We start from the raw sequence: 19,848 nt of genomic DNA on the forward strand, positions 1-19,848 counted from the left end.
CGCGGTAGGTGCAGATCATCCGCAGCGGCACGCAGTCGCGGTGCCAGCGGCGGCAGGCGTCGCCGGTGACGACGTCCAGCCGCAGCCGCACGCTGCGGGTGGCGGCCAGCGCAGCGAACCGGGCGACCAAGCCGGCGATGTCGGCCACGAAGGCATTGCGTGGCGCGCCAGAAGGTGTGCCGCCAGCGTCGAAGTGCGCGTTCAGCGCGCGGGCCGCATCGTCGGGCATCGCCTCCAGCCGGCACGTCGGCAAGTCATGGGCCGGCATCGCCGCCAGCCACTCCACCCAGGCCGGGTCCGGGCTGCGCTGCCAGGCCGCCAGCTCGACACCCGGCCGGGCGATGTCGCCCAGCACATCGGCACAGCGTCCGATGCAGACCACCGACAGCGACTCCAAAACATCCACAGCGCCCATCACAGCACCGTCGGGTTCGGCGCGTCGCCATAGACGACGCGCGGGTCGAAGGTCTTGCCGTCTTCCACGAAGCGCCGCGCCCCGGTGCCCGGGTCCACCGCCCGGTAGAAGCAACTGCGGTAGCCCACGTGGCAGCTCGCGGGGTCGGCCTGCGGCCCGGCCTGCAGCCGCACCCGCAACCACACCGCGTCCTGGTCGTCGTCGATGCGCAACTCCACCAAGTGATGCACCAGGCCGCTGGTGCCGCCCTTGTGCCACAGCACCTGGCGGCTGCGGCTCCAGTAGTGCGCTTGCTGGGTGGCCAGCGTGCGCTGCAGGGCGTCGGCGTTCATCCAGCCGAGCATCAGCACCTCGCCGCTGCCGGCGTCGGTGGTGATGCAGGGCAGCAGGCCGTCGGGGCCGAACTTGGGCGCGAGCGCCAGGCCTTCTTCGACCTGTTCGACGGAGCGACGGGGCGCGAAGGCGGGCGTCGGGTTCATGGTGGGGTCTCCAGCATCGGCACGGTGAAGAACGACTGGCCCGTGCTCGAGACGCGCTGCACGGGCGCCTGGTAAGCCTGTGCCAGCGAGGCGCCGTCCAGCGCAGCGTCAGGCGGCCCGTGATGCAGCAGGCGGCCTTGCGAGAGCACGGCCACCTGGTCGCAGTAGCGCGCGGCCAGGTGCAGGTCGTGCAGCACGATCACCACCGCAGCGCGCGCAGCGCAGGCTTGCAGCAAGCGCAGCAAGGCGTGCTGATGCGGCAGGTCGAGGTGTGCCGCAGGCTCATCGGCCAACAGCAGCGCGGGCTCGTGGGCCATGGCCCGGGCGATGGCAGCGCGCGCCTGTTCGCCGCCGGACAGCGTGTTGAAGCGGCGTGCGAGCAGCGGCTCCAGCTCAAAGTCTTGCAGCAACTCGGCTGTGGGCGGCGCCAGCGACAGCTGCAGCAGCTCGCGCACGGTCAAATCCCAGTGGCTGTGGATGTGCTGGGGCACGTAGCCCACCTGCTGGGCCAGTTCACGCGGCCGCCAGTCCTGCAGCCGCCGGCCACGCAGCCGAACCTCGCCGCGCGACGTGGCCTGCAAGCCCAGCGCGGCACGCACCAGTGTGGACTTGCCGGCACCGTTGGGCCCCACCAACCCGAACAGCCCGCATCGCGGCAGCTGCAGGTTCAGGTCCGACAACAGGGCTATCTTGCCGGCGCGCACCTCCACGCCGCTGAAGGCCAGCACAGGGGTGGTGTCGACTGCCTCGCCGCGGTTCATGTGCTGTCCCGGCGCCATAGCAGCAGCCCTAGGAAAAACGGGCCACCGATCACGGCGGTGAGCAGGCCGGCCGGGATCTCGCTGGGCGCCATCGTGCTGCGGGCCACCGTGTCCACCAGCACCATCAGCACCCCACCGGCCACCATGCAGGCCGGCACCAGCTGGCCATGCAGCGGCCCCAGCCACCAGCGCAGCACATGCGGGACGATCAGGCCCACGAAGCCGATCAGCCCGCCCCAGCTGACGGCCAGCGCCGTGGCCAGGGCCGCCAGCAGCACGGCGCCGGCCACCAGCCAGGGCACGCGGTGGCCCAGGCTCTGGGCGGCGGCATCACCCAGGCCCAGCGCGTCCAGGCCCGGCGCCAGCCGCCACGCGGCACCTGCCAGCAGCAGCAGCCAGGGCAGGAAGCCCAGCACTTCGGCGGCCGTGGGCGTCTGCACGCCCCCCAGCTGCCACGAGACGATGGCCCGCAGGTTGGTGGACTCGTCGCCGAACACCATCAACAGCAGCCCGCGCAGCGCAGACAGGATGGCGGCCAGCGCTACACCGGCCAGCAGCAGCCGCGCCGACTGCCAGGCCCCGCCGATGCGGCCCACCGCCAGCACCAGCCAGCTGGCACCCCAGGCGCCCAGAAAGGCCATCACCGGCAGCGACCAGGCGGGGGGCAGCAGCTGCGGCAGCAGCAGGGCAACGGCGGCACCCAAACCGGCCCCGGCAGCGCTGCCCAGCAGGTAGGGCTCGGCCAACGGGTTGCGAAACACGCCCTGGAACAGCAGGCCGGCCAGTGACAGGCAGGCGCCCACGAAGAAGGCAGCCGCCACGCGCGGTGCGCGCCACACCCACACCAGATCGCGCTCCAACCCCGCCTCACCCAGCCAGCGCGCAGGCGGCACCCAGGCGGCCCCCAGGCTCAGCGACAAAACCACGGCCACCACGCCCAGCAGCGCCAGCAAGCCCAGCGCCGGACCCAGAGACCAGCGTGCCGGCGTCACGCAAAGCGCTCCGGATGCAGCGCCCGGGCGTAGTCCAGAACCGCCTCGATCTGGCGCGGCCCGGGGATCAGCTTGTGCCCGCGCTCGAGCACCACAACCCGGCCCTCGCGCACGGCCCGCAGGTGCTGCCACCCGGGCCGCGCTGCGATGGCGGCAGCGGGCTTGGGCACCGCTTGCAGCGACACGATGACCTCGGGGTTGCGCACCGCAATGGCTTCGGCACTGACCTGCTGCGAGCTCGCCAGATCGCTGAACACGTTGCGTCCGCCGGCCCAGGCCAGGGCGTCGTCGGCGTAGTGGCCGCGGCCAACGGTTTGAAACGCGCCGCGCTCGGCCGCCGCTGTCTCCAGGTACACGCTGCGCAGCGGCAGGCCTTGCCAGCGTGCGCGCACCGCTTCCAGCTGCTGCTGCATCTGCGCACGAATCTGGTCGGCCTGGGCTTCGGTGCCGGTGGCCCGGCCCACGAGATCGATGTTGCGCAGCACCGAAGGCAGGTCGGGGTGCGACAGCATCAGCACCGGCACGCCGGCGCTGGTGAAGGGTTCCACCAGGCCCAGTGCCGTCTGGTGCGAGGGTGTCAGCACCAGCAGATCGGGCCGGTAGGCGGCCACGGCCTCGGGTGAATAGCCCAACGTCCCGCCCACCGAAGGCTTGGCCACCGCCTCGGGCGGGTGGCGCACGCGCCCGCCGATGGCCACCACCCGGTCGGCCAGGCCCAGCGCGAAGAGGATCTCCACGTTGCTCGGGAACACCGTCACGATGCGCTGCGGTGGCGCTGCGATGCGGACCTGGCGGCCCATGGCGTCCACCAGCATGCGGGGCCATGACGGCGCTGCGCCCGCTTTTGGCGCCGCGATGCTGATGGCAGCCAGCAGCAGGCCCAGTCCTTCACGTCGGGTCATGGGCTTGAACACCGTCGTTCTAGAACTGCAGCCGCAAGCGCAGGAAGCCGCTGCGCGGTGCGCCAGCGTTCCCGGCCTCCTGGGCCGACAGGTCGTCGTTGATGTAGTAGGCGTCGCCGAGGTTGTCGATGCCCGCTTGCAGCGTCAGCGTCGGCGTGGCACGCCAGGTGCCGACCAGATTGGCCACCGTGTAGGCCGGCAACAACTGCGGGTTCACGACGTTGTCGCGCAGAAAGCGCTCCCCGACATGGTTGGCGCTGGCGCCCAGGCTCCAGGGGCCTTGCGACCAGGTCACACCCAGCCCTGCGATATGCCGGGCCGACATGCGCACGCGGTAGCCGGCGAAGTTGGTGGCCGGTGCACCGGCTGCGGTGAAGGTCTGGAAGTCGCGCAGGCGGGCGTCCTGCCAGGTGTAGTGGGCGTAGCCGCTCCAGGCCGGAGACAGACGCCACTGCAGCTGCGATTCCAGCCCCTTCACGCGTGATGTGGCGTTGCTGAAGATGAAGGTGTCGGGCCCGGTGCGGAAGGAACGCTGGCCGTCGACCTTGTCGGCCTGGAACAGGCTCAGCTGGTAGCTCCAGCGGTCGTCGTCGGCGCGGCCCTTGACGCCCGCTTCCACGCTGCGCGTGCGCTCGGGCCGCAGCAGGGCCGGCACCACCACTCCGCTGCGGGTGTTCAGGGCCACAGCCTGCGGGCGAAAGCCTTCTGTCCAGTTGGCGAAGCTGGCGTGCTGGCCGCCTGCTGCCGCGCCCAGCTGCCAGTCGAGGCCTAGGCGCGGGCTGGTTCTGGCGGCTTCCTGGCGCGCTGCCACCGTGGTGTCGCTGCGCTGCAGGCTTTGTTCGAAGCGGTCGTGGCGCAGGCCGGTCGTCAGGCCGAAGGCGCCGCGCTCCAGCCGGTTCTGCAGGTAGACGCTCTGCACCCGCTGGTCGAAGCGCGAGGCGGTGCTGCCCCCGCGGATGCCACGCGGGTCGTTGCCGACGTTGGTGACCGGGGTGTTGTAGTCGGGCCCGCGGTAGGTGGGCGCGTTGCTGAAGGTGGGCGAGGTCTGGTCCTGCCAGCCCGACTCCAGGTTCACGCCCAGCAGTGTGGTGCTGGACCAGCCGGCAGCGCCGACATGACGGTGTTGCAACGCCAGGTCATGGAAGGCGCCACGGTCGGCGGTGTCGGTCTCGGAATAGCCCTTGCTGACGGCCGCTGGCGGCGGCACGATGGTGATGCCGCTCTGGAACAGCCGGTCGTAGCGGGCGAAGCTGCTGATGTGCTGCAGGCTCAGGCCGGGGGTCAGGCGGACTTCGTTCTTCCACGCCAGGGAAACGAACTCACCCTCGATATAGACACCCGGAATGGCGAAGTTGTCGCGCTGCGTGATGCCGAACATCGGCTCACCGTTGGCCAGCGGGATGATGGAGCCCCGGTTGGCGTTGACCTTGCTCGCATAGACCTGGGCGCCGCTGGTCCAGCGTGGGCCCAGTTTCACGTCGCCGCTGAGCACCGCCGCCGACTGCTGGCGCGGTGTGCCGCGTTGGAAGCCGTCGACGTGGCTGTAGGCCGCACCGGCAAAGAGATGGGCGTCCGTGCCCAGATCCCAGCGCTGGCGAACGCTGCCGTCCTTGCGGCCGAAGCTGCCCGCCGTGAGGCTGGCGCGGCCACCGGCGGCCTCGGGTTTCAGGAAGAACTGCACCACGCCGCCGATCGCGTTCTTGCCGTACACCGCCGAGGCGGGGCCCTTGATGAACTCCACGCGCTCGACCAGATCGGGGGCCAGCAGCGTGACATCGGCGTTGCCCTGCAACAGGCGCAGCGGCACGCCGTCGATCAGCACCAGCACGTCCTGCGTGTCGCGCAGGCCGCGCGTCTCGAAGCGGGTGAAGTAATTGCCCTGCGTGCCGTGCTGCAGCCCGGGCACCGTGCGCAGGGCGTCCTCCAGCGTCTTCGCGCCGGCAGCGTCCATTTGGGCCCGGTCGACCACCGTGGCCGAGAACGGCACGCGCAGCAGGTCTTCGTCCAGCCGCGACGCGGTACTGATGACGCGCTGGCCCGTGATTTCCACGCGTGTCAGTTCGGGCGTCTGGGCCCAGGCACCCGCGCACGCCGTGCCCAGGGCGGCCAGCACCGCAGTCGCTGCGGGCTTCGGACGAAAAGAACCACGTTTCATTGAGACTCGCATCGGAGAACGGCGAAAGGCGGGCGTGAAAGACCTTCGTCGGCTTCAGTGCGCTTGCCAGCGCATCACGGCACTGCGCTTGGAGCAACTGACCTCGATGCCGGCGGCCGTCGGCAAGGCATGCCGCGCCACGAAGCGACAGACCGCGACGGCCTTGGCGGTGTCGGGCGCGAGGGCCAGCCGGTCCAGAAAGTGCGCCTGGGCCGTGGGCAGGTCAGCAAAGACAAAGCGACAGTGCCAATCCGCGAAGCGGATGTCGTCGGGTGCACGCTCGGGCCCGAGCTGGTCCAGGGTGCGCTCGAAGGCCGGCCGGGTGTCGCAGCCGTGCAGTTCAGGCGGCAGGAAACCCGCCAGGCAGAAGCTCGACGGACCTGCCTGGGCCGCCACCACCCAATGCATCGCGTCCTGCCAGCGCCCCACCATGGCGTCGAAGAACACGCCGGCCTCGTGGTGCGTGGCGCCCAAGTTGGCCGCCAGCAAACGCCGGGCGCTGAGATGTGCCGGCAGGTCTTGCCAGGTGCAGGCGTGAATCTCGAGCGTGGCACCTCTTGCCGACAGCGGCATGCGCTGCCGCTCCAGCAAGGCCCGCATCGCCGGCTGGGGATCGACCGCCGTCCAGCGGCCGCCATCGCCCACCAGCCGGGCGCCCAGGGCGCCGCTGCCGGCACCGACGTCCACGAAGTCTTTCCATGGGGGGCCGAGCAGCGGGGCGACACGGTCCACGTAGTCCGAAGACTCGATGGTCTCGGCATAGAAGCGGGCCTGACCGTCGTCCCACCGCGATGGCCGTACGCCCGTGTCCTCCGAGAAGGAGGCAACCGTCATGGGCGCTGCCCGCTTGGCGCCTTGGCACTGGCCACGCATTGCGCCAGCCCGTCCAGCAGCACGTCCTTGGGCATGTCACGCCCGATGAAGACCATCTTGGAATCGCGCTTCTCGCCCGGCTTCCACGCGGCGCCCGCATCCGAGCCCATCAGCATGTGCACGCCCTGGAAGACGACGCGCTTGTCGATGCCCTTGATGTTGAGCACGCCCTTGTAGCGCATCAGCTTGGTGCCGTAGACCTGCACGATGGCGCTCAGGAAGTCCTCCACGCGCTCCAGGTCCAGCGGCTTGCTCTCGCGAAACACGAACGAGGTGACGTCGTCGTCGTGCTTGTGCTCGACATCGGTTAGGAAGTCGGGCTCGATCTCGAGGATGGCGTTGAGGTTGAAGCCCCGGATGTCCAGCAGGTCATCGATGCTGGCCTGGCCATGACTGGCTTCGCCGATCTTGGCGCGCGGGTTCATTTGCACCAATCGCTGCCTCAGCTGGGCCACGTCGTAAGGCTGCACCACGTCGGTCTTGGTGATCAGGATGCGGTCGGCGAAGGCCACCTGCTCCTGCGCCTCGTGGTGTTCGTCGAGTTGCGCCGGTGCATGCTTGGCGTCGACCATGGTGACGATGGCGTCCAGCAGGTACTGCTGAGATATCTCGTCGTCGACAAAGAAGGTCTGGGCCACCGGTGCCGGGTCTGCCAGGCCCGTGGTTTCGATGATCACGCGGTCGAAGTGCAGTGTGCCGGCGGCCTTCTTGGCCTGCAGCTCGCCCAGGATGCGCACCAGGTCGCCGCGCACGGTGCAGCAGATGCAGCCGTTGTTCATCTCGACGATCTGCTCGTCGCTGTCCTGCACGAGCAGTTCGTTGTCGATGCCGGCTTCGCCGAACTCGTTTTCGATCACGGCGATGCGATGGCCGTGGTTCTCTTTCAGGATGCGGTTGAGAAGCGTGGTCTTGCCGCTGCCCAGGAAGCCGGTGAGGATAGTGACGGGGGTTTGCATGGGGTGCTCCATCAAAGTGGGTTGAATGCACGGAGGAACACGGACGTCTTTACGCCGCCACCTCCTTGCGCTGCCATTGCGGGAAGGGGTCGGACAGGTCGGCCCAGCCGCTGAAGGTTTTGCCGCCCGGCGGACCCTTGCGCGCCTCGGTGTAGTTCAGGTGCATGGCCTTCCAGGCCTGCTCAATGGCGGCACGGTCCAACCCGCGGCCGATGAAGACCACCTCGTTGAGGCGGTCGCCATAGGGCTCTTTCCAGCGCGCGTCGACCTCGCTCATGTCGTTGACGATGACGGCCACGCGAAGGCCTTCGCGGTTGGCCAGCACATGGTTGAGCAGCGTGGTCTTGCCGGCGCCAAGGAAGCCTGACAACACAGTGACGGGAAGGCGCGACATGGTGCCCTGAAATGCTACTGCGAACGCAATATCATACAAGGCGGGCTGACTTCGAGTCCAGCGCACGACAATTGCCTTCATGGAACGACACACACTGCAACGCGCCGCCGTCCTGGCCGCCATAACGCGAGCGGGGCGGCCACTGCTGCCTCAGGAGGTGCTCGAGCAGGCGGGCAGCGAAACGCCGACGCTCAGCATCGCGACCGTGTACCGGGCTCTGAAGAAGCTGTCAGAAGACGGCAGCATCTGCCCCGTGGCGCTGGCTGGCGAGCCGGTTCGCTACGAAGCGGCAGGCCAAGGGCACCACCATCACTTCCAGTGCCGGGGCTGCCGCCGCGTCTACGATGTGGCCGGCTGCGTGGGCGGGTTGGGCGGTTTGGTGCCGCCTGGCTTTACGCTGGAGGAGCACGAGGTCATCCTTTACGGCCGATGCGCCGCGTGCGGGGTTCCTGCTTCGAGGCCGGGCGCGAATACTGGACCTCTTGGCGGTTGAACTTGCCTCCGCGCCAGCGAGCGCTGGCTGCGAAAACTGGAAGCAGTGGACAGCAGAGCCGCGGAGGTAAACGAACTTGAACACTTCGTCTGAGAACCGGTTTAGCCCAATGTTGTAGTTCTCAGCGCGGCCTGCCGGCTGTTGCGGCGGCCACCTCTGACACCGATCTCGAGCAGATGCCGGACAGCGGCCTGTCGTCGAGGTCAGCAAATGGCCGATCGCTGACCTCCGGTGGCGGGTGCTTTCCCGCGTTCGACAGCATTGAACCTACGGTTGTGATGCCGGTGATCCGCGTTACGGGAGACGCAAGCACTCAGACAACGCGTCAGCAGCTGCAGTCAGCACGTGCCGGTATGCCTGCCACTGCATGCCCTGCCTGATCAACGCTTCGGCGGACCGCACGACAAACTCATCATCAGCCTCGCCTGGCTGCCTGACCGGTGCCCCGACGAGCAGGTGTTGTTCCATGTAGCGCGCGACAGCAGTGCAGACCAGCACGATGGATATCGGGCTCGCGCTGCTCACCGCCGCCTCAATCTCGCGGAGCGTCCGCGCTTCGTCTCCCGAGGGCTCTCTGTAGCCGCCAGCCTCGAAGATCCCGCGGGCTTTGGTGTCCCGGTCAAGGCGCTGCGCCACCAGCGTCCCGTCAGCGCTGCGCCATGCCAGACCGAACTGCGAGAAGCTCTTGCCATCCACGGTGCAGCCGCTGTAGCAGAGCAACTGACCCGGCTTCGCCGTCGACAGCAGGATGCGGCCCTGCTTGCGGGTTCGAGTCCGCTTCGCGAACTCGACGTGCGGGCGTTCACCCGCAGGCCAGCGCGTGATGACGCCGCCCCATTCGTCATGCATCTTGTTGATCTGGCTCCGCGTCTGGGGCGGATAGACGATTCGCAGTTCGTAGGAATCCATGACTTTGAACCTCTCTCGATGTGAATCGGACGCCTGCACAGGAGGCAACCCGGCGTTGACTTCTTCGAAGAATGCGGATGCCTGACTACGGCAACTCGCGGTTGAGCGGATCGCTGACCGCCACGCCGCGTTCATCCACCAGGCGAAAGTGAACCTTGTCCTGCACCCAGCTCGGCACGTGCTCGATGCTTTCGACCCCAGACTTCCCCGTCACCGATGCGCGCCAAGTCCGGTACGGCTGACCACTGCCGAAGGCCAGTCGGTACCGCTTCAAGATGGCCGGTGAAGTTGTCGTGATCAGCACCCGGTCGACCTTGCCCCGCTCGTCGCCATCCTCGGGCGTCATCGCCTTGATGGTCTTGAGCACGAACTCGTCGAAGCGTCGATCCCACTTCGCCGTCAACTCCACCTCGAGTGCCACCCGCTCGCCTGACTTTGTCGTCCAGACCGCATCCGGCTGCTTGACGCCCGGCTCGCTGCGCGCCGCGAGCATTCGCTCTGTCAGGTAGGAGTTGATCCGGCCGGCCCGGGCTTCGTGAACCGTCAGTCGCTGAGCCAGCAACCCGTGGTGGATCGTGTACGGTGACATCCGATGCGGATCGAGTTCCGCGTACTTCAGCAACAGGTTCGACCGCGCCTGAACCCACGCGAGCCCCATCTCGTTGAGGGTCAGGACCTTGATTCGTTCGCGCGCGGTGATGCCCGTCTTCCGAAGCCACCCGGCAGCCACGGCGCTCGTGGACCAGCTCATGCCCTGGTGTCGGAGCAGCAGTTGCAGGATCGCAGGCGTCGAGTAGACCCAGGCGTACACCCACATCAGCGCCTGTGCCTTGTTGGCCTGCCCCTGAGCGGCCGGGTTGGGCAACTCCATGAAGTCTTGAGCGTTCGCCGTCATCCTGCGGCCCTCCGTACTGCGCTCCGTACCGGCTCCGTACCAGTGGTACGGCGCGAGCTATGGAGCCTGCGACGGACCTTGCTTCGGCGGTCGAGCCGACGCGCGACATGCCGTGCACCGCACGAGGCTGGCCCTGCGGGCCAGGCGCCTAGGGGCGCTTCCCTCGTGCTGCCAGGGCTGGACGCCCTGTCTGCCCGGCCTGCCACGCCTTCACGGACTGGCGTCCTCCAGCGCCCGCCTGCGGCGTGCTTGGGGGGCGCCGCGCAAGCGCGGCTACCTCCGGCGGAGGCGGCGCCGCCCGGTTCGCTTCGCGCCCCGGTCCGCTTGGCCTTCGGCTCCGGGCTGGACGCCCGGACCTGCCCCGCTTCGCGAGGCACTCGCGCGTTGCGCGAGTCCGCCGGAGGTAGCCGCGCTTGCGCTCGGCGCCGGGGCTCCGCCCCCCAAACCCCTGACGGCGGCTGGGGCCGCCTGGTCCGCTGTCGCGGCCCCACGGGGTTCGGCTCCCCCCACCGCTCACGGACCCGCTGGGGCGGGTGCCGTTCACGGGGCTGCGGCTGAACGCCTTGCCCCGCCGGATCAGCGTTGCTGATCCGGCGGTTCCCCCAGCCAGCCTGCAAGCGAAGGGGCGACGCCATCATGTGCGCCCCGGGCCGACTTCATCTTCGGCGTTCGATGCGACGGAGTCTGGCGCGACGTCGGGAGAAATGGGATCGACGATCTCGATCGACCGATCCCGGCACGTGGCCAGGAAGCTCGCCAGGGCTTCCACGTCGGCCGCGGCGAACATGAGGTGCACCTCTTCGTGATGACCACTGCCGTCGCGCAGGACAGCATGAACCAGCATGTCCTTGAAGCGATGGCTGAACTCCAAGCTGCCGACCTTGCAGAGGACCAGCCGCGAGTGGTCGAACACGTAGCCCTTCTCGTCTGGCCGAAGCGTGCTCATGGTCATGCTCGCTTCTCCAGTTGTTCCCGCCGGCGCAGCACCATCGCGGCGGTTCGCTTCTTCCACGGAAGGCCTTCGTCGGTGAAGCGGTCCAGTGCCTCCCGATCAAGCTGGCGGATTCGCGCGGCGTGCGAGCGCTTGAACTGCACGGACTTCAGCGCACGCTGCAGGGGCTCCGGCCAGGTCGCCATGTGCCTCAAGATCGAGATGTCGTCGAGGTTCAGGTCCATGCGCTCGGCCGCACGCCGAATCGACGGATACAGACCGTCGTCCAGAACGCGCTGCACGAAACGGCTCATTCGCCACGGACGCCAGCGCCTGTCCCACCAGAACTCCGCTGCAAACTGCTGAGCGGCTTCAACCTCGGACAGATCCTCCACCGTCGCCAGCACCGGAAGCCCGAGCCAGCGGCAGGCCTCCAAACGCGAATAGCCGAAGACGACCTCATAGGCCTGCACCGCTGTCCGCTCGCCCGGAGCGCTATCCGCGATCGAGCGCCAGGCGGGCCGCACCTTGATCGGTTGCACGTTGCCGCCGGCGTGTTGCACCGATGCCTTCAATCGGTCGAAGTCAGGTCCGCGAAGTTCGCTGGATTCGACAGCACTCCACCGAGATGGAACGACGTAAATCGGATCGAGGCGGACCAGCGTTCTGCCGCTGCCGCTCACCTCTTGCACTGGATCTGCAATCACTGATGTCCCCTTGAGCTTGCGTCAGCCCGGATGGACTGACGTATCGGTCAAGGTCGTTTATCAGCTACGGAGCAAATTACAGGAAGCGGCGTGCACTCCCGCATGCCAGCTCACTCCAGATGACTGGAGTTGACTGTTGTCGGGCTGGGTTAAACCGCGTTGACTCGCGGTGCTGGAACTATTTTTTGCTTTGACGCGCCGGCGCCACACAAAATCGCAGCGCTGCTCACTCACCGGCCGCGGGCGGCCGCCAGCGCAAGGCGCTTCAGCGCCGGCGACGCGACGACATGCGCGTCGTCCGGTCCACCGCATCGACGTGCCGGATGCCCCGCCGGCGATCGCATGCCACTGCTTTCGCGCGTGCCCGGCGCACGGTCAGGCGTGACAGGCTACGGCTCCCGTCGATCCACCGCGGCGCATGGGTCCGCACGAACGCGGCAAAGTCCTTGATCGCATCCGGCGAGATGCCATCGAAGGGCGTTCGCTTTCGAGTCAGAACAGGGGCGGCCATGGAGTCAACTCTACCGCCTGTTCGCTGCAACCTGTGGCTTGTACGGAGGCGGGCTGGAGGCCGCCGATGTGCGGCGCTCGTGATGTCAACTGCTGCCAGACACTGCAGTTCCTGGGCCCGTCGGCTGCCCCGGCTGAATCTGCAGCTCGAACCGGGGGTTGATCCGATAGACCGTTCGGGCCCCGCCCCCTGGTGTTGGCTCTTCCTCGATGTCGAAGAGTTCGGTCGCCAGCATCAGCTTCTTCAAGGTCCGGTGGCCGTAGCGCTCGTGCATCTGCTCAAGTTCCTCCGGCGCCCTCTGCCGGATGAGGTTCCCTGCTGAAGCCAGAACGGTCCACCCGTCCGCGCGGGGCGTCTTCTGGGCGATCTCGCCGAGCAGCAGCACTAGGCGGCTGTGCCGCAGCCACAGCAGTTCGATCTCACGTGCCCCCTCGGGTGACGTCATGAACTCCGCATGGGCCTTCGCCGCCGACTGAACTGAGTTCACGAAGCCCAGTAGACGGTCCCTCATCGGCAGCGCCCGGGCACGCTGCTCATCGAGATAGGCCAGCGCCTCGCGGGTGCTGTCATCGGACGCCGGCGACCAGCGCGGCAGAAAGTGGTGGATCAGATCGTTCCGGGCATCCACCACCGCCTTCATCTCGGCCGTGTGCTGCTCGACAAAGGCGCTGTCCGCCTGGATCGAGATGCCAAACGAGAACCACGCCTCGTCGACGTTCTCCGGGCCGTCGCGTTCGCCGGCGTCGGCCAGCACGTCGTCAACGAACTGCCCTGCCAACTGGCCGAGCGTCTGCTTGTGGATCTTGGCTCGCCGCTCATCCAAGTTGGTCTGCATCGACTGCAGGGGGCCTTCGATCCGGGCACTGGCCATCAACTGCTTGAGCAGGTGCTCGATGTGCTGGAACAGAAGCAGGTTCCTTCCGATGCGCCGGAACACCTCGTCGATCTCGGGCGTTCGATGCGGCTCGGCCGGAGTGGAGGTGCTTGTCACCTTCGAGCCTCGCCGTTCAAGACGGGGTCAGGCCACCAGCAGCCGGTCGTGGAACTGTGCGTACTCGCCGGCCTGTGCGCTGTCGCCCATCTCGCCGTCCACTGCCTGCGCCACTCGCGCCGTGGCGCGGACATCGAGCCTCAGGCTGGCAACGTTGCCCAGAAAGAGTATGCGCAACACGTGCAGTGGCGTCTGGCACTTCAGGCGCAGCAGAAGTGCCTGAACGGCGTTTTCGGTGGCAGCGGCTGGGCCGGAGTGTGGTTTTGGAGTGCTCATCGATGGGTGGGGTTGGTAGGGCGGCAGGACCGTCCGGATTCAGGCGACGCCGAACAACTTCATCACCTCATCGCCCTATGTTCCAGAGAAGTCCTGGAGCAGCTTGGTCGCAGCACTCGGCGTGCTTGCCACCATCCACGCCGCAGCCGCGTCCAAGCGAACTTCGTAGGTCACCGCGTCGACGCCTGGAGGCAAGCCGCCGACGATGGACGCTGGAGTGAGGCGCGGAAAGCCGTCCGAGACGCGGTAGAGACCCTCACTGCGAACTCTGAGCATCAGCTTGGCGTACTCCGCTTCGAGGCGGTCGTCGTAGCCGGCGCTGTAGAGGCGCGTTTCAAACAGGTTCAGAGCATCGGCATCATCGGCTAGCCGGGAGCGCATCTCGCTGACAAGAAGCGGCAGACCTTCCGTGGCGCTGGCCTCATCTCGCACGCACAGCGCGAAGAGCAGCAGCACGCCTCCTGCGGGCTCAAGCAGTTGGTCGAGCCCATGAATGACATGAACTGCATCTACACGCTTCGTTGTCTTGGCCTCAATCGCCAAGCCTTGAAGCTCAAAGTCGTTCCTGCTGCCAGCCGGCCCGCGCCAAGTGCCCAAAGCCTTGCTTGGCCCCAAAGCGCTGCTTAACCAGCGACAGAGGAAGTAGAGCTCACCGAAGAGGCCTATCTGCTGCTCGATGCCCAGCGCGTTGGTCGGCACTCCAGACCAGAAGCGCCTCCACTTCGATAGCACCCCCTGTACCAGCCTGACGCGCGTGACACCTGCGGACCGCTCGACAGCATCCACGAGGTCGCTAATGACGAGGTCAAGTGCGCCATGGCCCTGGGAGTCAAGACAGGCGATCTCGACAAAGCACTCCTCCAGGCCAGTGTCTTTGGGCACCATCTTGACTGTCTGGACGCCTATGCCCCTGGAGACCCTTTCGGTCAGCGCATCCTCCTCGCCTTGCGGGATGCGGACGAGCACATGTCGGCGCAGTGCTGCGTCCACGCCAATGAGCACGTCTGGATGGCGTCCCGAGAGAGCGGTTCGGACAGCCAGCCGCTCCTTTGTCGGCGGCTCGGCTTCCAGCAGGTCCCAGCGGGGCCCCTTCGCTGTGGCCGCCTCTAGACTACTGGTCGCCACCGCGCCGTGCCCTCGAGGTAGGCCTCAGCAGGCCGTTCACGGGTGACCTTCGGCAGCGACACGGCCATGCCGATGAGGTCCTTGGCGGTCGGACTCTTGGGGTTGGCGTAGATGGGCTGTCGAGACTTACCCAACTTCGCACCGTCGTGGCCCGAGAGCTTGCTGATGGGATAGAAGATGAGCAACCCGCGCCTGGAGGCGCGCGACAGCCGCGCAGCGCGGTTCTCGTCCGTCTGTTCTCCCGTCTGCAGCTTGCGCTTCATCTCCAGCAGCTCGTCATCCGTCAGCCCGAAAGCCTCGTCGCCGGGCGTCGTGATCACGCCGAGAGAGTTGGACGAACCGATCCTGGTACGAGCGATGTTCCAGACAGGTGCCAAGCCAGCCGGAAGCCAGGTTGCCGCCTTGAGCTCGGGAGACTCTTTCTCTCGACCGCGGACAAGGACCGACCAGTGGGTCACGTCCCCGTCCATGTTCTGCTGCTCGATCCAAGCTGCAATGAGCTCAGGAGACAGGCCAGAGGCTTCAGGCACATAGTCAAACTGCCGAAGGAGCTGAATCACAGCTGAGGACTGAACCCCCTCCCAGAGTGGCCCGAACTGGGTGGTCTTGGCAGGTCCGCCGAGTGAAGCGAGGAAGTCATGGACCGACGAGCGATTGCGATCGCAGAGCAGCGCAAGGCGGTCTTCGTCGCTCAGCGGGAACCGGAAGGTTTGCTCAAGCTCGCCGGAGTAGGACTGGCTCACTTGCGTGGGGGTCGCATGGCGGCGCTTCAGGGCACTCGTGACCTGCATGCTGGGATGGCTCAGGATTCGCACGCCTACATCCCTCGGCGTGAGACCGGGCACCATCTCGTACATCCGGATGTCTTGCCTCAGGCGATGCTCGACCAAGGCAAGGTCAGCAAACCAACCCTGGAGCGTGCCGGTTGTGTAGATGCGGGTAAGGTCCTCGTAGCCACCTCGGTAGCCATACCACCGCGCCATCTGCAGCAGCGTGTCGTACTGTGGAGACTGGCGCGCGAAGTAGCTGACGAGCAAGCCTTCGAGGTTGAGCCCGCGCGCCAGCTTGTTGCCGCCGATCGCGATGGCCTTCAGCGACGGATTGAGGTCAAAGTCGAGTACGTCGCCGCGCTCGGAGTTGATCTCCAGCACCTCGACTGCCTTTGCAAACGGAAAGATGTGCTCTTCGATAGCCTCAAAGTCGACTACCTTGCCAGCGTCAACGCCGGCAGTGTTTGGCTTGAAGTCCTCATCCCAAAGCTTCTTGAGCTTGTCTCGCAGGCCGTTGTGCCTGTCGTAGCGCCACTCGTCCTTCAACTCGTTGAACCGGGCTTCGATGAGGTCCCGGGTCGGGGACTGGTCGGCGATTCGCTGGGTGGTGTGCACGAGCATCGTGCAGGGCGCTTCTGGCTTACCCCGCTGCGCCCGGGCAGCGCCTGCGAGCAGGAAGGTGCACAGAGCTTCTTCAAGGGACGGGACAACCTCGTTGTTCCCCAGCAACTGGCTGACCTCACCGTCCGGGACATCTCGGAGAACGTCAAGGCCCGGCACGCTCTCGCCGCTGGCCGGGTCAAAGCGCCCGAAAAACTCCTCGGTGCCGAAGTAGCCGCGGGGCTTGGGCAAGTCGATGAGGAAGTCGCGCGGGTAGAGGTCGTCACCCACCGCGCCGCCATAGTTGTCGTGCGGGATGAGCACGTTGGCGAAGGGTGTGGCGGTGTATGCCACGTAAGCTCTGCGTGGGAAAAGGTTCAGCAGGCTTCGGATGCGTCGGTTGATGACCGCCGGCTCTTCGAAGTTCGGGTCGTTGGGGTCGAAGCCCTCTTCTTGCTGGTAGCTCCCACGTGTGTCGACGCTCGCCTGGTCTGCCTCGTCATCGATGAAGAGAGCCGGCAGCCCGCGTCGCATCTCCTCCGAGGCCTCTTCGAACCAGGCCTGGAGGCGCCTCAGAACAGCGCCGTTCTTCTTGACCACAAGCAGGACCGGCTGAGAGCCTTGCAGGGCTGCGGTATTGGCCCGGCCACGGTTGAAGTCACCGTCCAGCGTGTCGGTGGTGAACTGGTGCCACTGCTTGCCTACGGGCGGCTGCTCAACCGCGTTGGGCGGGTTGCCTGTGTAGCCCGTGAGCTCACGGTTGAGGCGGAGCTGGGTCTGGCGTCGCAGACCGTTGTCGATGCCCGAGAAGACGACCACGAGCTTGTAGCCAGCGTCTGCCGCTTTGGCGATGACTGCGGTGAAGCTCGCCGTTTTGCCGCTTTGGACGTAGCCCAGCACCAAGCCGCGGATGTCGAACTCGTCGGTCGCGGGGTGCGCCAGCTTGGACAAGATGCTATCCGAGGCGTCGTCGAGGGAGGCGACCGTGTCCCGCGGCCAATTCTTCTTGCCCAGGAGGAACCTCCGCAGAGTGGGCCAGTAGTGCCAAGTGGTCCGGTCCAGCGCGGCGACCCAATCGTGCTCGCTCTCTGCGGCGGAGATGACGCGCACGCGCTCGAACGTCCTGTTCTGCTCCTCGGTAAGCTTGCCGCGAACCCACTCCCGTAGGTTCGCTGGGATAAGTTCGTTGGCGTACACCGCTTCAGGGTCGTGGCCTAGGTCCAGCAGAAAGCGCGCCGTCCGCAGGGCTTTCTCGTATTCGGGGTCGAGGTCTGCCATGGCTGCGCCTTCTCAGGTCAGTCTTCGAGAGTCGACTGCGCTCTGGCCACAGCAGCGTCTATCGCAGACAGTTCATCAGGTTTGGCCACTTTTTTGAGCAGCTTGCCCACTCGAGCCAGCTCTTCGCTTGTGACGCCGCTCTTGGGCGGCGAGACCGGGGTACTGGTGCTGAACGTGCCAGAAGAGTTTCCGGCTCCGGCAGAGCTTGGCGCGGGAGCCGGGGAGGGCGAAGGCGCTGCCGGCTTCGATCCCGATTTGCCACCAGCTGGCGCAATCGAGATAGGTGCGGCGGGCGGTGTTGCACCTCCAGCGGCCTTGTTAGCTGTGCGATATGTCTCGTCGGCAATCCTCGTCCACGTCTTGACGGCCTTCTCGACGTCGGCGCGGATCTCGGCCGGGAAGGCGACCTTCATCTTAGGCACGTTGATCTTGAACTCTTCGTCGAGCTTGGGCGAAAAGAAGACCGCGATGCGTGCTAGCTTCAGGTGCTCGTCCAGCGTCCGGATGTTGCTCCATCCGCCGCTTTAGATGAGGCGGTCAGCGCGGTAGATGTAGAAGCCTTGCTGCCGATTCCATGAGGCCGGCCCCGATGCGCGCTTGTGCGCCTCTGGGCTCGAGAACATGGACTGCGCTGGAAGAACGTAAGGCTCGAAAACGACGTCACTGCGCCCGATGTGACCGTCGACTTTCAGACTCAGCGGCTCCAGCACCTTGCGCTTGGGCTCATTGGCGACAAAGGGATCCCAGGGAGTGACCTTGTCGTCTTGGATGTAGATGGCCAGCCGCTTGCCACGCACCTTGTTCTCGAGGAAGCGATGGAAGACCATGGCCACGTGCTCTTCCAGTGTGCGGCACATGTCGATCAGCCGCTTGCGAGCAGGTTCGCCCTCTGGGTTGCTGTACCCAAGGATGCGGTCGAGCTGCTGCCAGACGACCACCGTGCCGGTGGTCTCCTTCAGATGCAGCCGCACCCTTTCTGGCAGGTCCGCCGAGCGCACCGGAAGAATCTCCCACTTGTTGGTCGCTTCGATGTGCGACATGTCCCAGCAGTACGCGTTAATGTCGGCCCGGCTCTCGTTTTGCCGTGACGCCACGATGAGCTTGCGGCACTGGCTGAGCGACGCAGTCTTGAGTCCAAGGCCGAACTTGCCAAGGTCATCGTCGTCATAGTCCCGCTCTGCGCCAAAGCGCAGCGCTTCGCGAAGGTCCTGCGCCGACATGCCCACACCGTTGTCGGCAATGCTCACGTAGGAGTCGGCTCCGGCCCAGTGCGTGTTGATGCGGACCGTGTTGGCTCTGGCGGCAATCGAGTTGTCGATTAGGTCAGCCACAGCCGACTCGAACTCGTAGCCCATATCGCGCAGCGACTTGATGAGGCGCCGCGCGCCCGGGATGCTCTCAACACCGATTGACATCAACTCTCCCTTTCAACCCTGTTGTTCGCCCGACTCACTTTGCCTTCACCGGCTGGTCCTTGGCAGCAGCTCCGGCGATGACGGCCGCGGAGCAGTAGTACTCGTCTTCTGCAAGCAGCTGGGCATCAAAACGCCGGCGAGCCTCTCTGGCCAGTCCGATGAGCTCCACAGGCCAGCCGCTTCGCACGTAGTAGGGCTCAAGGACGAAGCTCACGCCGCGCTTAGGTCCAGGGCTAAGCTCCTTGCCGTTGTCCAGAGCTGCATCTGGGTGGAGGTTTGGATGCAGATATCCGACAGCCCACCATGCCTTGAGAAAATCCGCATTGGGCAGCTGTGCGAGGTCTTTCATCTGCGTGGACTCGATGAATTCCTCGAGCTGCGTGATGGCCAAGGCCCTGCTCAGCGGCAGATGTGCGTTGAGACTGGCTGTCACAGCGTCGGCCATCTCGGGCTGAGTCAGAAAGTCCAAGACAGCGAGACCCACGGCCTTACCAACAAGTGGAGGCACAGCGTTGCCGATCTCAGCGTACGACCGCGTGCGCTCTGCGGGAAACTCGAAGGTATCCGGGAAGCTCTGCACGCGAGCAGCCTCCCTTGGCGTCAGCGACCGGGTCTGCGTTGGGTGGATAAACATCAACCCGTCCTTCTTCAAGTGCGCCACGATCGTCGAGCACAGCTGGTCCCTGTGCTGGCGCGTATAGCGGTCCTTGAAGTGCTCCCGGTCGTAAGGGAACTCCATTTCGACGCCTCGAGCGATCGCCGCCCGGCTGGTCTCACCCTCGCGAAGTCGCAAGAAGTCACGCATGTCTCTCAGGCTGTGCGGCCTAGCTGCGTGTCCAACCAACTCCTTGGCTTTGTGCGCCTTCAAGACGTCGTATGTGTATCTGCGGCCATACCGCTGCGCGTGCGCTTTGCGCCGCTCGAGGTCATAGTGTTGGACGTGCCGCTCGTCGCCAGCCAGCACTTCCCCCCGCGTCAGAATACTTGTCGCCTCCATAGAACCCGGCTGTTCCTGACTTC

Annotated in this window: 22 protein-coding genes; 1 reads left to right on the plus strand and 21 read right to left on the minus strand. The window is 66.3% G+C overall.

Annotated elements, in window-relative coordinates; translation table 11 throughout:
* The 9 genes from ACOVRJ_RS11410 to ACOVRJ_RS11450 all read right to left on the minus strand — a co-directional run.
* Positions 1–415: DUF1826 domain-containing protein (locus ACOVRJ_RS11410; RefSeq protein ID WP_422043972.1), on the minus strand; the 415-nt coding region annotated here is incomplete at its 3' end.
* The gene (gene hisI / locus ACOVRJ_RS11415; RefSeq protein ID WP_422043973.1) at positions 415–894 is read right to left on the minus strand and encodes a phosphoribosyl-AMP cyclohydrolase; all 480 of its coding nucleotides are present in this window, start codon (positions 892–894) and stop codon (positions 415–417) included. The genes ACOVRJ_RS11410 and hisI, both read right to left, overlap by 1 nt.
* Entirely contained in the window at positions 891–1,655 is a 765-nt protein-coding gene (locus tag ACOVRJ_RS11420; protein WP_422043974.1) for an ABC transporter ATP-binding protein, read from the minus strand. Before ACOVRJ_RS11420 ends, hisI begins: the two co-directional genes overlap by 4 nt.
* Entirely contained in the window at positions 1,652–2,647 is a 996-nt protein-coding gene (locus tag ACOVRJ_RS11425) for a FecCD family ABC transporter permease (protein WP_422043975.1), read from the minus strand. The genes ACOVRJ_RS11420 and ACOVRJ_RS11425 overlap by 4 nt, the downstream gene beginning before the upstream one ends.
* Positions 2,644–3,549: an ABC transporter substrate-binding protein gene (locus ACOVRJ_RS11430; RefSeq protein ID WP_422043976.1), complete on the minus strand. Its 906-nt coding sequence runs from the start codon at positions 3,547–3,549 to the stop codon at positions 2,644–2,646. The genes ACOVRJ_RS11425 and ACOVRJ_RS11430 overlap by 4 nt, the downstream gene beginning before the upstream one ends.
* Before the next feature lie 19 nt (positions 3,550–3,568).
* Positions 3,569–5,704 (minus strand): TonB-dependent receptor, encoded by a 2,136-nt coding sequence (locus ACOVRJ_RS11435; RefSeq protein ID WP_422043977.1) that lies wholly within the window; start codon positions 5,702–5,704, stop codon positions 3,569–3,571.
* Positions 5,705–5,758: 54 nt separating this feature from the next.
* Positions 5,759–6,538: a class I SAM-dependent methyltransferase gene (locus ACOVRJ_RS11440; RefSeq protein WP_422043978.1), complete on the minus strand. Its 780-nt coding sequence runs from the start codon at positions 6,536–6,538 to the stop codon at positions 5,759–5,761.
* On the minus strand, positions 6,535–7,533 hold the full coding sequence (locus ACOVRJ_RS11445) for a CobW family GTP-binding protein (protein WP_422043979.1): 999 nt from the start codon (positions 7,531–7,533) through the stop codon (positions 6,535–6,537). Before ACOVRJ_RS11445 ends, ACOVRJ_RS11440 begins: the two co-directional genes overlap by 4 nt.
* Positions 7,534–7,582: 49 nt before the next feature.
* Positions 7,583–7,927 (minus strand): GTP-binding protein, encoded by a 345-nt coding sequence (locus tag ACOVRJ_RS11450; RefSeq protein ID WP_422043980.1) that lies wholly within the window; start codon positions 7,925–7,927, stop codon positions 7,583–7,585.
* A gap of 79 nt (positions 7,928–8,006) precedes the next feature.
* On the opposite strand from ACOVRJ_RS11450, the gene ACOVRJ_RS11455 reads away from it, so the two are divergent.
* Positions 8,007–8,420, plus strand: coding sequence for a Fur family transcriptional regulator (locus tag ACOVRJ_RS11455; RefSeq protein WP_422043981.1), 414 nt, complete (start codon positions 8,007–8,009; stop codon positions 8,418–8,420).
* Positions 8,421–8,714: 294 nt separating this feature from the next.
* Here ACOVRJ_RS11455 and ACOVRJ_RS11460 read toward each other — a convergent pair whose 3' ends face one another.
* The 12 genes from ACOVRJ_RS11460 to ACOVRJ_RS11515 form a co-directional block, all read right to left on the minus strand.
* Positions 8,715–9,329, minus strand: a complete 615-nt coding sequence (locus ACOVRJ_RS11460) for a hypothetical protein (RefSeq protein WP_422043982.1) — start codon at positions 9,327–9,329, stop codon at positions 8,715–8,717.
* 85 nt (positions 9,330–9,414) lie between these two features.
* Positions 9,415–10,224, minus strand: coding sequence for a hypothetical protein (locus tag ACOVRJ_RS11465; RefSeq protein ID WP_422043983.1), 810 nt, complete (start codon positions 10,222–10,224; stop codon positions 9,415–9,417).
* Positions 10,225–10,858: 634 nt separating this feature from the next.
* The gene (locus tag ACOVRJ_RS11470; protein WP_422043984.1) at positions 10,859–11,176 is read right to left on the minus strand and encodes a hypothetical protein; all 318 of its coding nucleotides are present in this window, start codon (positions 11,174–11,176) and stop codon (positions 10,859–10,861) included.
* Positions 11,173–11,862 (minus strand): hypothetical protein, encoded by a 690-nt coding sequence (locus ACOVRJ_RS11475; RefSeq protein WP_422043985.1) that lies wholly within the window; start codon positions 11,860–11,862, stop codon positions 11,173–11,175. Before ACOVRJ_RS11475 ends, ACOVRJ_RS11470 begins: the two co-directional genes overlap by 4 nt.
* A gap of 265 nt (positions 11,863–12,127) precedes the next feature.
* Positions 12,128–12,373 carry a hypothetical protein gene (locus ACOVRJ_RS11480; RefSeq protein ID WP_422043986.1) on the minus strand — a complete coding sequence of 82 codons (246 nt, stop codon included), beginning with the start codon at positions 12,371–12,373 and terminating at the stop codon, positions 12,128–12,130.
* Between the two features lie 85 nt (positions 12,374–12,458).
* The gene (locus ACOVRJ_RS11485; protein WP_422043987.1) at positions 12,459–13,364 is read right to left on the minus strand and encodes an OST-HTH/LOTUS domain-containing protein; all 906 of its coding nucleotides are present in this window, start codon (positions 13,362–13,364) and stop codon (positions 12,459–12,461) included.
* A 27-nt stretch (positions 13,365–13,391) separates the two neighbouring features.
* Positions 13,392–13,544: a hypothetical protein gene (locus ACOVRJ_RS11490; protein WP_422043988.1), complete on the minus strand. Its 153-nt coding sequence runs from the start codon at positions 13,542–13,544 to the stop codon at positions 13,392–13,394.
* Between the two features lie 171 nt (positions 13,545–13,715).
* Positions 13,716–14,765 (minus strand): PD-(D/E)XK motif protein, encoded by a 1,050-nt coding sequence (locus ACOVRJ_RS11495; protein WP_422043989.1) that lies wholly within the window; start codon positions 14,763–14,765, stop codon positions 13,716–13,718.
* A complete protein-coding gene (locus tag ACOVRJ_RS11500; RefSeq protein ID WP_422043990.1) occupies positions 14,747–17,413 on the minus strand; it encodes a Z1 domain-containing protein in 2,667 nt (888 codons plus the stop codon). Before ACOVRJ_RS11500 ends, ACOVRJ_RS11495 begins: the two co-directional genes overlap by 19 nt.
* Before the next feature lie 17 nt (positions 17,414–17,430).
* Positions 17,431–17,826, minus strand: a complete 396-nt coding sequence (locus ACOVRJ_RS11505; protein WP_422043991.1) for a hypothetical protein — start codon at positions 17,824–17,826, stop codon at positions 17,431–17,433.
* 111 nt (positions 17,827–17,937) lie between these two features.
* Positions 17,938–18,828, minus strand: a complete 891-nt coding sequence (locus ACOVRJ_RS11510) for an ATP-binding protein (RefSeq protein WP_422043992.1) — start codon at positions 18,826–18,828, stop codon at positions 17,938–17,940.
* A 34-nt stretch (positions 18,829–18,862) separates the two neighbouring features.
* A partial coding sequence (locus tag ACOVRJ_RS11515; protein ID WP_422043993.1) for a DNA cytosine methyltransferase occupies positions 18,863–19,848 on the minus strand: 986 nt, incomplete at its 5' end.

This window comes from Roseateles sp. (assembly GCF_049240545.1).
Lineage (GTDB): Bacteria > Pseudomonadota > Gammaproteobacteria > Burkholderiales > Burkholderiaceae_C > Paucibacter_A.

Bases quoted from the DNA above. Each gene is read 5' to 3' on its own strand.
- ACOVRJ_RS11470 (WP_422043984.1), bottom strand. From the start codon at position 11,176: ATGACCATGAGCACGCTTCGGCCAGACGAGAAGGGCTACGTGTTCGAC.
- ACOVRJ_RS11465 (WP_422043983.1), bottom strand. From the start codon at position 10,224: ATGACGGCGAACGCTCAAGACTTCATGGAGTTGCCCAACCCGGCCGCT.
- ACOVRJ_RS11505 (WP_422043991.1), bottom strand. From the start codon at position 17,826: ATGAAGGTCGCCTTCCCGGCCGAGATCCGCGCCGACGTCGAGAAGGCC.
- ACOVRJ_RS11435 (WP_422043977.1), bottom strand. From the start codon at position 5,704: ATGAAACGTGGTTCTTTTCGTCCGAAGCCCGCAGCGACTGCGGTGCTG.
- ACOVRJ_RS11500 (WP_422043990.1), bottom strand. From the start codon at position 17,413: ATGGCAGACCTCGACCCCGAATACGAGAAAGCCCTGCGGACGGCGCGC.
- ACOVRJ_RS11430 (WP_422043976.1), bottom strand. From the start codon at position 3,549: ATGACCCGACGTGAAGGACTGGGCCTGCTGCTGGCTGCCATCAGCATC.
- ACOVRJ_RS11480 (WP_422043986.1), bottom strand. From the start codon at position 12,373: ATGGCCGCCCCTGTTCTGACTCGAAAGCGAACGCCCTTCGATGGCATC.
- ACOVRJ_RS11440 (WP_422043978.1), bottom strand. From the start codon at position 6,538: ATGACGGTTGCCTCCTTCTCGGAGGACACGGGCGTACGGCCATCGCGG.
- ACOVRJ_RS11510 (WP_422043992.1), bottom strand. From the start codon at position 18,828: ATGTCAATCGGTGTTGAGAGCATCCCGGGCGCGCGGCGCCTCATCAAG.
- ACOVRJ_RS11450 (WP_422043980.1), bottom strand. From the start codon at position 7,927: ATGTCGCGCCTTCCCGTCACTGTGTTGTCAGGCTTCCTTGGCGCCGGC.
- ACOVRJ_RS11460 (WP_422043982.1), bottom strand. From the start codon at position 9,329: ATGGATTCCTACGAACTGCGAATCGTCTATCCGCCCCAGACGCGGAGC.
- ACOVRJ_RS11445 (WP_422043979.1), bottom strand. From the start codon at position 7,533: ATGCAAACCCCCGTCACTATCCTCACCGGCTTCCTGGGCAGCGGCAAG.
- ACOVRJ_RS11455 (WP_422043981.1), top strand. From the start codon at position 8,007: ATGGAACGACACACACTGCAACGCGCCGCCGTCCTGGCCGCCATAACG.
- hisI (WP_422043973.1), bottom strand. From the start codon at position 894: ATGAACCCGACGCCCGCCTTCGCGCCCCGTCGCTCCGTCGAACAGGTC.
- ACOVRJ_RS11420 (WP_422043974.1), bottom strand. From the start codon at position 1,655: ATGAACCGCGGCGAGGCAGTCGACACCACCCCTGTGCTGGCCTTCAGC.